This window comes from Nocardia sp. NPDC052316 (genome assembly GCF_044547795.1).
GTDB lineage: Bacteria > Actinomycetota > Actinomycetes > Mycobacteriales > Mycobacteriaceae > Nocardia.
This window is the reverse complement of the sequence record NZ_JBIUBB010000004.1, coordinates 266,542-280,460: the sequence shown is the minus strand read 5'-3', so window position 1 is coordinate 280,460 and position 13,919 is coordinate 266,542. Positions and strand designations below refer to the sequence as shown.

The following is a 13,919-nucleotide window of genomic DNA, read 5'->3' as shown; positions in this document are numbered from 1 at the left end:
GTTTACCGCAGCGGGCGATCCACGGATCGCCCGCTGTCGGTGTGTTCGGGGGCCTCGAGGTCCCCGAGGATCCCGTCCAGCAGCCGGTCGAGCCCGTAGGCGAAGGCGCCGTCCGGGTCGGCAGGGGCCTGATAGAGCTCGCCGACCGCCGCGCCGACCCTGGCGGAGAGCGGAAACGAACTGGACGGCATGGCCTCGGCCAGCAAAGGGCCGTGCACGTCCCACCACTGGGCGTCGGTCATCACCCGGGTGTCGCGCTGCGCGGCCACCGCGACACGCCCGTTGCCCGTGGCGAATTCGGACAAAATGGCGATCACACGATCCATCTCGACATCCGACAGGCTGATGCCCTCGATGGCGGCCAGCTGACGCTCGTAGCGGCGCATGCGACCGGGGCCGATCACCTGACGCCACGGCGATACTTCCAGCAGCCACGGGTGGGCGATCAGCTCAGCGCGCACCTGGCGGGCCAGGGCGGCCAGCCGCGCACGCACCGGCAGCTCCGCCGGGATCGGCGCGTCCTCGTCGGCGACGGCGTCGACCATCAAGACGGTCAGCGCGTCCTTGCTGGGGACGTAGGTGTACAGGCTCATCGGCCGTAGGCCCAGCTCCGCCGCGACGGCGCGAATGGACACCTTCGCGTACCCATCCCGGTCGGCGAGGGCCACCGCGGCCTCGACCACCGCGTCCACACTCACCGCAGGCTTCGGGCCGCGCGCATTGGGGCGCGGCGGGAGTTCGTGCCGCCACAGCAGACTCACCAGTTGTTTTGCCTGCTCGACGGCGGATTCGTCGGCCACGGGACTCCTCGGAACAAACTCGGTACTCTGTACGTTGTTCAGATACTTCGTACACCATACGCCGATAAAGGGGTTCGCTCTGCCCAGCACACAGGCCACCTACCTGCCCGACCGCCACATGTTCGCGCTGTGGACATGGACCGGGCAGCACACCGGGCCCGCGCCCGCCGCACTCGGCGATCGGGAGACCCTCGCCCTCGCCGTGCCGACCGGTTACGACGGGGCGATCGAGGTCGCCGAAGTCGACTGCGCGCTGGTCGATCCCGCGACGTTCGCGACCGTGGATCTCGCGGACGCGGGGGCATCGGTCGAGATCTGGCGTGCGACGCTGCATGCCGAGGCTGCGCGACAGCCCGACGTCGAGTTACCCATAGCGGCCCACGCGGTGCCCAATGCGGCGGGCACCTCCATCGTGTCCGCCGAGCGCGCGGTGCGCGTGGTACGCGAGACGCAAGCAGTGGCAACCGAGTTGCGTTCGGGGCTGAAGGCCGATCTGCGGCCCTATCAGGTGCGCGGGGTCAGTTGGCTGCGGGAAACGACCGCAGCGCACGGAGGGGCCGTGCTGGCCGACGAGATGGGGCTCGGAAAGACGGTGCAGACCATCGGCTTTCTGCTCGGGCGGGCGGCGGGTGGACCGCAGCTCGTCGTGTGCCCCACCTCGCTGGTGGGCAACTGGGCGCACGAGATCGATCGGTTCGCGCCGGGGCTGCGCGTAGTGGTGTGGCGCGGCGGTGACATCGACGCCGCCGCCGGGACCATCGTGGTGGCGGGATATCCCACGGTGCGGCTGCACGGCCAGTGGCTCGGCGAGCACCGCTGGGCGACGGCGGTTTTCGACGAGGCGCAGGCGCTGAAGAATCCGAGCACGCAGCTGGCCAAGGCCGCGCGGGCGCTCGACGCCGAGGTGCGCGTCGCGCTGACCGGTACGCCGGTGGAGAACCATCTCGAGGAGCTGTGGGCGCTGCTGAACCTGGTGACGCCCAGGCTGTTCGGGCACAAGACGCAGTTCCGGCGCCGCTTCGTCCGGCCGATCCAGGAGGGCTCGACGGCCGCGGCGGCGCGACTACAGGACGCCATCGAACCCGTCGTCCTCGCCCGCAAGAAGGCGCAGGTGGCCGCGTCACTACCGGCGAAGATCCACACCGACCTCCTCTGCGACCTCACCACCGAACAGGAAGACCTCTACGACAAACTGCTCGATCGGGCCATCGATGACGGATTCGGCGCAGGCGTCGAGCGACAGAGCCGAGTGCTCGCGGCACTGACCGCGCTCAAACAGGTCTGCAATCATCCCGGGCTGGTCACCGGCGAGCTCACCGAGCTGGCCGGCCGCTCCGGAAAGCTGGATTTGTGCACCGACATCCTGGCCAACAACCTCGAATTGGGCGCGCCCACCCTGATTTTCACCCAGTATCGGCAGACCGGTGAACTGCTGGTCCGGCATCTGGCCGAACAGTTCGGCGTCGCGGCGCCGTTCTTCCACGGCGGCCTGAACCAGGCCGAGCGCGCCGCCATCGTGGCCGGCTTCCAAGCCGAGGACGGTCCGCCGGTGCTCGTGCTCAGCCTGCGCGCGGCGGGCACGGGACTCACGCTGACCCGCGCCGCCGACGTCATCCACTTCGACCGCTGGTGGAACCCGGCGGTGGAGGCGCAGGCGTCCGACCGTGCGCATCGCATCGGGCAGACCCGCACGGTCACCGTCACCACGCTCACCTCGACCACCTCGGTCGAGGAGCACATCGCCCGCATGCACGACCGCAAGTCCGCGCTCTCGGACCTCGACTCGGCCGGTATCGCCGCACTGGCCCGCCTCGACGACGATCAGCTGGTCGAGATCCTGCGGCGCCGAAGAAGCTGCATCGCGCAGCGATTCGGTGAGGGGTGGCGGTCGGGCGACGGGAGGGCGAACTGATGCCGGACAACGAATTCGGTTACACCAAGTGGGGGATGGACTGGGTGCGGCTCGCCGAACCGATCCGGCAGACCCGCCCCGAGCCGCTACTCCCCCGAGCCCGCAGCATCGCCCGCAACCACGGCGTGCAGGCCACGATCGAGGGCCGCGTGGTGCGTGCCACCATTCACCGTGGCGGCGAGGCGTCGGTGATCCACCTGGAGGTGGCGCCGCTGACCCGCACGGCGATCACCGCGATCGGGGAGGTCGTGCCGGACACCACCGTGCTCACCGACGAGATGCATCGCGCGGTGGTCGACGCGGGGTGCACAGTGGCTCCGGTGCTGGCCGGTACCGACTGCTCGTGCAAGGCGAGGTCGGCGCGTTGTCTGCATGTGCTGGCCGCGTTCTACGACATGGCTCGTCGAGTGGATGAGAACCCGCGTCTCGCGCTCGAGATTCAGGGGTACTTCCAAGCCGCACAGGATGATTCGCCTGCGCCGATGGAAGTGCCGCGATGGGTGCCCATCAACACGTTCGACCCCGCCGACTACTTCGGAGACCTTGCCCGCACCTGAGACCACCACTCTGGTATCGACCTCATCGGCCACTCCGACGGTGGACAGCGGCCGACGAAGAACTCGAACTTACGATCTGTCGGCGATCGCGCGGAACATGTTGGTGCCGAAGAGCTTCCGCAAAGCCCACGTCCGGTGAGCAGCGCCGGGCACGGCGACAACCGTGCCCAGCTATCGTCACCCGGCGATACACGGGGCTCACGAATCCACCCGCCTGATGGGACGCGCGGACGCCTGTGGGTGTGCCTCAGGCGGTGCGACGGGCGCGGAAACGGAAACTTGTTGCGCCGGTTTCGATGTCGACGTCGGTGAAGCCGATCCGAGTCAGCCGGTCGGCGGCGTGTTCCGGCGGGACGGGGACGCACGTGTCGCCCACGTGCATCAACCGGAAGAGGCGGCTGTCGAGGCCGTCGCTCCCCGCGAACACGCCGCCGGGGCGCAGCACGCGGAGCGCGTCGGCGAACAGGGCGTCTTGCAGGGCGGGGGACGGCACGTGGTGCAGCATGGTGAAGCACACGACCGAGTCGAATTGTGCTGGCGGAAAAGGCATGTCGGTGCCGTCCCCGTCCACCACCGTCATCACCGATCCGTGCCGTCGGCGCAACCGGGCGGCCAGGTCGGGGTCGATCTCGACGCCGGTGAGCGTGCCCGCACGGTCGAGCAACGCGCGCACGTTCGCGCCGTAGCCGGGGCCGATCTCCAGGGCGGAGCCGCCGAGGTCGAGACCGTCCAGCGCCCACGGCACGATCCGCGTCGCGCTGGCCCGTGCCCAGAACGACGACCGGCAGCAGAGTCGGTGAAAGAGGTTCATCGCCATGCTCATGACGCTAGGAGCAGGCGAGCGTGACCGCGACGAGCTACGGTGACACATTGTGTCGCGAAACGGCTATTCCTCGTTCCACCCCGTCCCGCCTGGTGCGACAGCGATGGTCCTCGGCGCCGGGGTGCTGCCCGCCGGATACTGGTTCGACACCCACGAGCATCCGCAGCACCAGATTGCTTGGGCCGCACGGGGAGTCATCGCGGTTGAGGTCGGCGACGACCGCTGGGTGCTGCCGCCGACCCGGGCACTGTGGATTCCCGGCGGCGTCCGGCACCGGACGGGCAGCGCCGACGGGGCCGAGATGCGCGGCATCTACGTCGAACCCGACCGCTGCCCGGTCACCTTCACCGCGCCGACGATGGTCCGGGTCACCCGGCTGCTGCACGAGCTGTTCGACCACCTGGGTGCCCCCGGCACCGGCTCCGCGCGCCGCGAACGCGCGGAGGCAGTGGTTTTCGACCTCGTCGAACCGGTCGACGTGATTCCCATCGGCGCCCACTCCCCCACCGACCCCCGCGCCAGGCAGGTGGCCGACGCCCTGGCGGCCGACCCCACCGACCACCGCACCCTCGCCGAGTTCGCCGCCGCCGTCGCCACCAGCCCGCGCACCCTGGCCCGCCTGTTCGTCGCCGAGACCGGAATCAGCTTCGGCCAGTGGCGAACCCAGATCCGCCTCGCCGCCTCCCTCCCCCTCCTGGCGGCTGAGCTCCCCATCGCCCGCATCGCGGGCCGCGTCGGCTACGCCACCCCCAGCGCCTACGTCGCCGCGTTCCGGCGAGCGGTGGGCGTCTCACCGGGCAAGTACTTCGCGGGATAGCAGGGACGACGGCGGGACACCATGGGTAGCTCTCCGAGGCAGGAGCGCTAGGCGTTCGTTCCGCCGTCGACCGTGAAGATCGCGCCGGTGATGCTGCGCCCCGTCTCGCCCGCGAGGAACGCGACCATCGCCGCCATGTCCGCCGGCTGCGCGAAACGGCCGAGCGACGACAGCTCGACCTGCGTGTCGTAGTGGCCGCCGTCGAGCGGGTTCATGTCTGTCACAGTCGATCCCGGCTGGAGCAGGTTCACCGTGATGTCACGCGGTCCCAGTTCGCGCGCGAGCGCCTTGGTGAATCCGTTCAGCGCCGACTTGCTCAGGTTGTAGAGCGAGAGCCCTGCGAAGGGGGCGTGCTCGGACAGGTTGGTGCCGACGCTGATGATCCGGCCGCCGCCGGTCATGTGCGCCACCGCCGCCTGCGCGCCGACGAACGCGGCCCGCGCGTGGATGTTCAGCGCGCGGTCGATCTCCTCGACGGTGAACTCCTCGAACGGCTTGGCCGGGAAGATGCCCGCGTTGTTCACCAGGATGTCCAGCCTGCCCAGCTCGGCCGCGGTCCGATTCACCGCGCTCACCACGGCACCGGCGTCGGCGCTGTCGGCACGGATCGCCAGCGCGCGGCGGCCGAGCGATTCGATAGCCGCGGCTACGGATTTCGCCGGCACCTCGGCGTTCTGATAGGTGAACGCCACATCGGCGCCGTCGGCGGCCAGCTTCCGTGCGATCGCCGCGCCGATTCCTCGGCTACCGCCCGTCACCAGTGCCACCTTGCCCGCGAGATCAGTCATCGTTCCTCCGCCAATTTCTGTGTCGATCAGTACATAAATAGCTAAGCCCACCGGCCACCGCGGCGTCAAGGGGTATATTTAGCGATCGACACAGAAAGGACGACCATGGCCGACCGGGGACGACCGCGCGCGTTCGACCGCACCGAGGTCCTGCGCCGCGCCATGGAGGTGTTCTGGGAGCACGGCTACGAGGGCGCGTCGATGAGCGACCTCACCACCGCGATGGGTATCAACTCCCCGAGCCTGTACGCCGCGTTCGGCTGTAAGGAGGCCCTGTTCCGGGAAGCCGTCAGCCTGTACGGACAGACCGACGGCGGATACACCGACCGGGCACTACGGGAGGAGCCGACCGCGCGGGCCGCCATCGATGCGATGCTGCGGGACAACGCGATCGCCTACACCGTCGAGGACAAACCGCACGGCTGCATGGTGGTACTCGCGGGCTCCACCTACACCACGCGCAGCGAGAGTGTCCGCGACTTCCTGATCGAAAAGCGCAGGGAGACCACCGAAGAGATTCGGCAGCGGATGGATCGCGGCGTCGCGGAGGGCGATCTGCCCGAAGGTACCAACACCTCCGCGCTGGCCCATTTCTATGCCACGGTGCTCTACGGTCTGTCGATTCAAGCCCGCGACGGGGCCTCGCTCGCGGAACTGACGCAGTCGATCGACTGCGCGATGGCCGCCTGGCCGGCGGGTACTACGGCTACCTGATCCGCGCCCGGTAGCAACGGGCAGCCGACGGGGCTACATCCTGCGCAACGCCGCGATCCGCTCCACCAACTGATCCGCCGACGCCAATGCCGTTGGCGGCCCACCACATTCGCGGCGTAGCTCCCCATGGATCACGCCGTGCGGTTTGTTGGTGCGGTGATGATGCATGGCGACCAAGCTGTTGAGTTCGCGCCGCAGCTCACCCAACCGGTCCGCCGTCGCGACCCGCTCCGCCGCACTCGCGACCTGCGGGCCCGGATCGGGGGCCGACGCCGACTCGCCACGGTCGGCGATCTGGCGCGACTGGCGTTCGCGCAGCAGCGCGCGCATCTGGTCGGCGTCGAGCAGGCCGGGGATGCCGAGGTAGTCGGCCTCCTCGTCGCTGCCCGCGAAAGTGGCGGTGCCGAAGGAGGATCCGTCGTAGATCACCTGGTCGAGCTCGGCGTCCGCGGCGAGCGCGACGAAGGACTTCTCCTCCTCGCCCGGCTCGTCCTGCTGCTTGTTCGCATCGATCAGCAGCTCGTCGTCCAGGCCGTCCTTCTCCCGGTGCGGCTTGCCGATCACGTGGTCGCGCTGCAACTCCAGCTGCGCGGCCAGATCTAACAGCACCGGCACCGACGGCAGGAACACGCTCGCGGTCTCGCCCGGCCTGCGGGCACGCACGAAGCGGCCGATGGCCTGGGCGAAGTACAGCGGCGTCGAGGCGCTGGTCGCGTACACACCGACGGCGAGGCGTGGCACGTCCACGCCCTCGGACACCATGCGTACCGCGACCATCCACGGCTCGGTGCTCGCGCCGAACGAGGCGATCCGGTCCGAGGAGGTCGGCTCGTCGGAGAGCACCAGCGCGGGCTTCGTGCCCGAGATGTGTTCCAGCAGTTCGGCGTAGTCGCGGGCGCGGTCCTGGTCGGTGGCGATCACCAGGCCGCCCGCGTCGGGCATGCCGGTGCTGCGCAGCTGACGCAGCCGCATGTCGGCGGCGCGCAGCACGGCCGAGATCCAGTCACCCGCCGGGTCGAGCGCGGTGCGCCAGGCGCGGGCGGTCTGTTCGGCGTTCAGCGGCTCGCCGAGGCGGGCGGTGTATTCCTCGCCCGCACTGTCACGCCAGTGCGCCTCGCCGGAGTAGGCGAGGAACACCACGGGCCGGACCACGCCGTCGGCGAGCGCCTCGGAGTACCCGTAGGCGTGGTCGGCGCGCGAGCGCGGGAAACCGGACTCGTCGGGTTCGTAGGTGATGAACGGGATCTGGCTGTCGTCGCTGCGGAACGGGGTTCCGGTGAGCGCCAGCCTGCGGGTCGCGTCGCCGAACGCCTCGGCCGTCGCGTCACCCCAGCTCTTCGCGTCACCCGCGTGGTGGATCTCGTCGAGAATGACCAGGGTCCTGCGGTTTTCGGTGCGCACCCGATGCCGGGACGGGTGCGAAGCGACCTGGGCATAGGTGACGACGACACCGTGGTAATCGCCGGACGTGCCGCCCGTCGCGTTGGAGAACCGCGAGTCCAGCTGGATCCCCGCGCGGGCCGCGGACTGCGCCCACTGGTGCTTGAGATGCTCGGTAGGGGCGACGACGGTGATCTGGTCGACGGTGCGGTCGGCCAGCAGTTCGGCGGCGACCCGCAGCGCGAAGGTGGTCTTACCGGCGCCCGGCGTGGCCACCGCGAGGAAGTCGCGTGGCTTGGACGACAGGTACTTGGTCAGGGCCCGGCGCTGCCACGCACGCAGCGATCCGCCGCCCGATGTACCGGAGCTGTTCGGCGTCCCCGAGGCCTCGGGTCTAACCGAATCGCCCGGCGTCTCCGCTTTTCCCGCCACAGCGGCGCCACCCGACCCAGTCACGCAGTCGACCCTACTGGCCCGGCCCGGCGTGTTGCCAAACCGACGCGGCGTGGGCGATGGGCATCACATGTTCAACTACCGACACGCCGGAATTCACCCGTTGCCCGACGACACGTCGCCCCCGGAATCCGATGCGCACACCACTCGTGCGCGATGCTTGAGGGACGATGCCCGAGGAAAACGCCCTGCCGAACGAGCCACTGCGGACCGACATACCGTCGCTCAGCGGTGGCCTCGCCGCGCGCAAGCTCAGCTCGGCGCAACGGGTGACCATCCGACTGCGCCGGGCCCGCAGGAACACCGGCAGGCTGGCGGTACGGGTGGCGGTGAAGGCCTGGGACGACTCGATCTTCGCCAAATCCGCGGCCGCCGCGTTCTGGCAGACGTTGTCGCTGGCGCCGCTGCTGCTCGGGGTGCTCGGCAGCCTCGGTTACGTCGGCACCTGGTTCGGCCCGGACACCGTGCAGATCGTGGAGTCGAAGATCATCGCGTTCAGCCGGGACCTGTTCAGCTCCAGCGTGGTGACGGATCTGATCGAGCCGACCGTCGAGGACGTGCTCGGCAAGGGGCGCGGCGCGGTCGTCTCGGTGGGTTTCGTGCTGTCGCTGTGGGCCGGGTCGTCGGCGATGGCGACGTTCGTGGACGCGATCGTCGAGGCGCACGGTCAGCAGGACCTGCGACACCCGGTGTGGCAGCGGATCTTCGCGCTGCTGCTGTATGTCGCGTTCCTGGTGGCCTCGGTGTTCATCCTGCCGCTGGTGGCGCTCGGGCCGACGATCATCGGGCGGGTACTGCCGGAGCCGTGGCGGGTGACCGGGCTGCAACTGCTGGACTTCTTCTACTACCCCGGTGTCGGGTTGTTGCTGATCATCGTGCTGACCACGCTGTACAAGCTGGCGCTGCACACCTCGCTGCCCTGGCATCGCATGTTCGCCGGTGCGTTGGTCGCGGCGGTCTTCTTCATCGCGGCCAGTGAGGTGTTGCGCCGGTATCTGTCCTGGGTGACCAAGACCGGTGTGAGTTACGGCGCACTGGCCACGCCGATCGCATTTCTGCTCTTCACGTACTTTCTCGGGTTCGCCATCATCCTCGGCGCGGAGTTCAACGCCGCCGTGCAGGAGTTCTGGCCCGCGCGCACGACCCGGATGGAGCAGGTGCGCGAGTGGATCACCAATCAGCTCACCGGGGACTCGTCCGACGACGATCCGAAGACAGAAACCACTGAGACGGCGGAGAAGCCTCCGCCGTCACCTGTCGACACACCCGAGCAACCGGGCGCGACGTCCACGCAGACGCCGCCCCCGCAACCTCACTCGCCCTTTTTCAGCCCGTCGTAGACCTTCTTGCAGTCCGGGCAGACCGGCGAACCGGGCTTGGGCGACCGCGTCACCGGAAAGACCTCACCGCACAGGGCGACGACATGGGTGCCCATGACGGCGCTCTCCGCGATCCGGTCCTTCTTGACGTAGTGGAAGAACTTGGGGGTGTCGTCGCTCGTCGACTCGTCGGTGGTCGAATCGGGGCGAACCATGGTGTCGGTGCTCACGGATTCCATGATGCCGCATCCGCGCAAACAGTGACCGATCACGGTCCAGTGTCCGGCTGACCACACTGTGTGCACTGGGGCTCCGACAGTGGAAGACTCGAAGACATGCAGCAGCACGGCGACTCCCCCGACGCCGGCGACATCGGCCGTGGTGAGCGTCCGGACGTGACGATGCCGCCGAAATCCTCCGGCTACTTCCCCGGTACCGACGACAAGCATCCGGTGCTGATCACCGAGGCCCAGCCCTCGCTGGAAGACCAGCATCGCGCACGCGTACGCCGCTACACCATCATCATGGCGTTCCGCATCCCCTGCCTGGTGCTGGCCGCCATCGCCTACAGCACCTTCAGCAGCGCGCTGCTGTCGATCCTCATCATCGCGGTCTCCATCCCGCTGCCCTGGATCGCCGTCCTCATCGCCAACGACCGCCCACCGCGCCGCAAAGATGAACCGAGCCGCTGGGACGAGCGGCGCACCGCGCTGGAAGCGCGCCCGCACAACGCCATCGACAGCTGATCGCGGCCATCGGGTTGTAGACCCGCCGCCATGCCCACCAGTGAACACGGCAGCGCCCGATGGGGACACCACGGCGTCGAATATCGAGCAGAGCCGTTGCTAGGTCCCATTCTCGACTGCCGTCCGCGTGCCGCAAGATATAGCGACGTATCCGTCGCTGCCTGAGATCTGGACGTAGCGCTTTGTTGCGATGGCCGGCAGCCGGCCTTGTCAGGTGGTGACGCCGAGGTCGGTGCAGGCGCGGGCGGCGCTTTCGAGTGCGCCTTCGATCCAGGCTCGGCCTCGGGTGGAGGTGGCGTCGCCCGCGAAGACGACCCGCCCGTCCATTTCGGGGGTGCGGGTGTCGGGGCCGATCTCGACCGACTGCCCGGGCAGATAGATCGCCGCTTCGCCGTTGGCCCAGCGGTCCGTGGCCCAGGAGTGGGAGGCGTAGCCACCGGTCCACGCGGTGCGGACGGCGGGCCCGTGCACCTCGGCCAGGTGATCGAGGCATTCGGCCGCGCGTTCGGCCGGGAGCAGACCGTCCCAGGCATGCGCGTCGTCGGCCCAGGTGTAGGAGGCGATGACGACGCCACCGTCGCCGGTGGGGTGGGAGGGGTACACCGTCAGTCGTGGTGGGGCGTCGGTGACGTCGATGCCGCCGTGCCCGGCCCACCAGCGGGTGGAGAACTCGAGGAAGGTCTTGGTGGCGGCGTCGTGATGCAGTTCCGCGATCGCGCGTTGCTTACCGTAGGACAGGGCGGGTCGGAAGCCGACGTACCGCAGCAGGGAATACGGTGCCGCGACCACGATCCGATCGGCCTCGACGGTGGCGTTGTCGGCGCCGCAGAGCAGCCGCAGCCGCCGATCACGTCCATCGACCCCGTTCACCACGGAGTTCGTGATGATCTCCGCCCCAGCGGCTTTCGCGGCGGCGGCCAACTCGACGATCAATCGGTCGGTGCCGCCGACGATTTCGACCAGCTCGGTGCCGGGAGCGAGGTTGGTGGCGGTCATCAGGTTGTGGGTCAGACTCAAACCCATTCGGGCGGTGATGCCCTCGATGGAGCCGAGATGATCGATGCTCGACTCCGAAAGGCCCTGGGCGAGTAGCCAATCCCGCAGCGACATCTCGTCGTAGCGAGCCAGGAAGTCGGTCCACGCCTCGACATCGCTGTCCCGGTGCACGCCCGTGCGCGACAACACCTGATCCAGCAGCGCCCGGCCGTGCATCGATCCGGCGCCGAACACCGCGGCGATCGGTGCCGGATCGGTGGTGTACTCGGCCCGGGTCATCGAGACGCCACCGGCGCTGACCAGTCGATGCGGATGGGTCATGTGAAAGGGGCGGGTCGGGACATTCAGCCGGGCCAGCACCCCCGTGGTGACGGTGTGTGTGGTGGGGATGCGCATCGCACCGGCCTCGCCGTGACCACCGGTGGCCGTAAACGGTTCCCGCAGCGTCCGGATCCGGCCGCCCAGCCGGTCCGACCCCTCGAACACCCGCACCCGATGCCCCGCCCGCGCCATGATCCACGCCGCGGCCAAACCGGCGGCCCCGGCACCCACCACGACCACATCCTGCAGGCTGTCAGTGCGTCTCGGGCCCGCGCCGGCAAGCAACTCGCGGTGGAGTGCCCGAACGTCACGACCGGACTCGTCCACACCCACGATGTCACGGGCGACCAGCCGGGCCCGATCCCGCCGAGACGGTGAGATATCCGCGCTCCCAGCGTCGGGCCGCACCGCAGCACGGCCGGAGAAATGCCCGGAAGCGACCGCACCACCCGCCGCACCCAACACCAGCCCGGCGGCACCGGCAGCGGTGTAACGCAACAGATCTCGCCGACAAACGGTGTTCTCGCGCACGATCCAGCTCCTTTGCTGCGATCCGGTCCACACCACCGGATCGGCCGCACGAGCCGATCCGCGCCCCTCGGGTCACCGAGCCACCCTCAGCGCACACACTGTGCCACACGCCACCGCCCCAACTCGGTCACCCGAGGTGTGTCGCCACCAACCAGTCCCATGCCCCGCCTCGACTACCGCCCAAGGTCGACTCCCCACAGCCCCCGCGCGCAACCGCAGGTCACCGGCCGATATCGAGAGAGCACCCCATCAACTGCTACCGGCGGCATCCGCCGAGTAGGGCCGCTACCGAGTCGCGTTCACGCGCTGCATCGGTGGTGGGGACGTGGCGGCGACGTGTCAGGACTTGCGGCGGATGAAGGCGGACATCACAGCGGCGGTGGCGCAGAGGGCGCCGGCCAAGTACCAGGCCAGGTCGTAGCTGCCTTGGACGTCGCGGATGACGCCTGCGCCGGTGGCGGCGATGGCGGAGCCGATCTGGTGGGAGGCGAAGACCCAGCCGAAGGCGACGGGGCCGTCGTTGCCGAACAGTTCACGGCACAGCATGACGGTCGGTGGGACGGTGGCCACCCAGTCGAGGCCGTAGAAGATGATGAAGACCCAGAGGCTCGGCTGGGTGTGCGGGCCCAGCAGCGACGACAGGATCAGCAGGGACAGTCCGCGCAGCACGTAGTAGCCGACCAGCAGGTAGCGCGGATCGATGCGGTCGGTCAGCCAGCCGGAGGCGATGGTGCCCGCCACATCGAAGATACCGACCACGGCTAGCAGGCTAGCCGCAGCAGTCGGCGGCATGCCATGGTCGTGCGCGGCACTGACGAAATGGGTGCCGACGAGTCCGTTGGTCGACGCACCGCAGACCGCGAAACCACCTGCCAGCAGCCAGAATCCGGGCGTGCGTGCGATCTTGGCGAGCACCGTGAGGGCCCGGGACGCGCCGACCGCGGCCGGTGTGCGGACGCCGACCACACTGCCGGGCTCCGCGCCATACGCGGTGACCCCGACGTCACTCGGGTAGTCCCTGATGAACAGCAACACCAGCGGCACGACGGCCAGCGCCGTCCCGGCGACGATCAGCGACGGCAGCCGCCAGCCGTGCTCGTGCGCCAGCATCGACACCAGCGGCAGGAACACCAGCTGACCGGTCGCACCCGCCGCGGTGAGCACCCCGGTGACCAGTCCGCGCTGCCGCACGAACCAGCGGCCGGTGATGGTCGCCACGAACGGCATCGACATCGACCCGACCCCGACACCCACCAGCAGGCCCCAGGTCAACATCAGGTGCCACGGCTGGGTCATGAACACGGTGAACCCCGCGCCTGCCGCGACGAGCACCAGCGCGCCCGACACCACCTTGCGGATGCCGAACCGGTCCATCAGCGCCGCCGCGAACGGCGAAATCAACCCGTACAGCAGCAGATTCAGCGAGACCGCCGCGCCGATCGTGCCGTGCGACCAGCCGAACTCCGCGTGCAGCGGATCCATCAGCACACTGGGCACCGAGCGGAACGCGGCCGCACCGAGCAGCGCGACGAATCCGACTCCCGCCACGAGCCACGCCGGATGCGGACCGCGCCGGGCAACGGTGTCGTGCAACGGGACTGGCGGTGGTGTCTGCAGCTCGGTCACCCGCTGAGCCTGCCGGAAAACCGCCCGCGCAACGAGCGGCCGGAAGGCCACAAATCACCAAGATCGTGCCAGGACCGGCGACACGCCAATCTGCTCGACACCGCGCGTCGCTTTCCCTATGGTGGCTGCGGGTACA

General features: G+C 69.1%; 13 protein-coding genes. 6 read left to right on the top strand and 7 right to left on the bottom strand.

The annotated features are described in order from the left end of the window. Positions 1–2 precede the first annotated feature (2 nt). Entirely contained in the window at positions 3–800 is a 798-nt protein-coding gene (locus ACIHA7_RS19630) for a TetR/AcrR family transcriptional regulator C-terminal domain-containing protein (RefSeq protein ID WP_397291335.1), read from the bottom strand. Between the two features lie 118 nt (positions 801–918). Here ACIHA7_RS19630 and ACIHA7_RS19625 point away from each other — a divergent pair, with 118 nt between their 5' ends. Continuing rightward, on the top strand, positions 919–2,712 hold the full coding sequence (locus ACIHA7_RS19625; protein ID WP_397293099.1) for a DEAD/DEAH box helicase: 1,794 nt from the start codon (positions 919–921) through the stop codon (positions 2,710–2,712). Continuing rightward, complete coding sequence (locus tag ACIHA7_RS19620; RefSeq protein ID WP_397291333.1) at positions 2,712–3,269, top strand: hypothetical protein; 558 nt, start codon at positions 2,712–2,714, stop codon at positions 3,267–3,269. Before ACIHA7_RS19625 ends, ACIHA7_RS19620 begins: the two co-directional genes overlap by 1 nt. Before the next feature lie 247 nt (positions 3,270–3,516). On the opposite strand, the gene ACIHA7_RS19615 is transcribed toward ACIHA7_RS19620, so the two are convergent. Then, positions 3,517–4,086 carry a class I SAM-dependent methyltransferase gene (locus tag ACIHA7_RS19615; protein WP_397291331.1) on the bottom strand — a complete coding sequence of 190 codons (570 nt, stop codon included), beginning with the start codon at positions 4,084–4,086 and terminating at the stop codon, positions 3,517–3,519. Between the two features lie 55 nt (positions 4,087–4,141). Here ACIHA7_RS19615 and ACIHA7_RS19610 point away from each other — a divergent pair, with 55 nt between their 5' ends. After that, positions 4,142–4,909, top strand: a complete 768-nt coding sequence (locus tag ACIHA7_RS19610) for an AraC family transcriptional regulator (RefSeq protein ID WP_397291329.1) — start codon at positions 4,142–4,144, stop codon at positions 4,907–4,909. A 47-nt stretch (positions 4,910–4,956) separates the two neighbouring features. On the opposite strand, the gene ACIHA7_RS19605 is transcribed toward ACIHA7_RS19610, so the two are convergent. Next, positions 4,957–5,697 (bottom strand): SDR family NAD(P)-dependent oxidoreductase, encoded by a 741-nt coding sequence (locus ACIHA7_RS19605; protein WP_397291327.1) that lies wholly within the window; start codon positions 5,695–5,697, stop codon positions 4,957–4,959. A 105-nt stretch (positions 5,698–5,802) separates the two neighbouring features. Here ACIHA7_RS19605 and ACIHA7_RS19600 point away from each other — a divergent pair, with 105 nt between their 5' ends. After that, a complete protein-coding gene (locus tag ACIHA7_RS19600) occupies positions 5,803–6,411 on the top strand; it encodes a TetR/AcrR family transcriptional regulator (protein ID WP_397291325.1) in 609 nt (202 codons plus the stop codon). A 33-nt stretch (positions 6,412–6,444) separates the two neighbouring features. On the opposite strand, the gene ACIHA7_RS19595 is transcribed toward ACIHA7_RS19600, so the two are convergent. Beyond that, entirely contained in the window at positions 6,445–8,133 is a 1,689-nt protein-coding gene (locus ACIHA7_RS19595) for a DEAD/DEAH box helicase (RefSeq protein WP_397293098.1), read from the bottom strand. Positions 8,134–8,414: 281 nt separating this feature from the next. On the opposite strand from ACIHA7_RS19595, the gene ACIHA7_RS19590 reads away from it, so the two are divergent. Next, positions 8,415–9,584 (top strand): YihY/virulence factor BrkB family protein, encoded by a 1,170-nt coding sequence (locus ACIHA7_RS19590; protein ID WP_397291323.1) that lies wholly within the window; start codon positions 8,415–8,417, stop codon positions 9,582–9,584. On the opposite strand, the gene ACIHA7_RS19585 is transcribed toward ACIHA7_RS19590, so the two are convergent. Further along, on the bottom strand, positions 9,557–9,802 hold the full coding sequence (locus tag ACIHA7_RS19585) for a DUF3039 domain-containing protein (protein WP_107660717.1): 246 nt from the start codon (positions 9,800–9,802) through the stop codon (positions 9,557–9,559). The genes ACIHA7_RS19590 and ACIHA7_RS19585 overlap by 28 nt on opposite strands. A 162-nt stretch (positions 9,803–9,964) precedes the next feature. Between ACIHA7_RS19585 and ACIHA7_RS19580 the strand changes: the two genes are divergently transcribed. After that, on the top strand, positions 9,965–10,309 hold the full coding sequence (locus tag ACIHA7_RS19580; protein ID WP_397293097.1) for a DUF3099 domain-containing protein: 345 nt from the start codon (positions 9,965–9,967) through the stop codon (positions 10,307–10,309). 210 nt (positions 10,310–10,519) lie between these two features. On the opposite strand, the gene ACIHA7_RS19575 is transcribed toward ACIHA7_RS19580, so the two are convergent. Further along, a complete protein-coding gene (locus ACIHA7_RS19575; protein ID WP_397291321.1) occupies positions 10,520–12,157 on the bottom strand; it encodes a flavin monoamine oxidase family protein in 1,638 nt (545 codons plus the stop codon). Between the two features lie 339 nt (positions 12,158–12,496). Beyond that, a complete protein-coding gene (locus ACIHA7_RS19570; RefSeq protein ID WP_397293096.1) occupies positions 12,497–13,774 on the bottom strand; it encodes an MFS transporter in 1,278 nt (425 codons plus the stop codon). Positions 13,775–13,919: the final 145 nt, after the last annotated feature.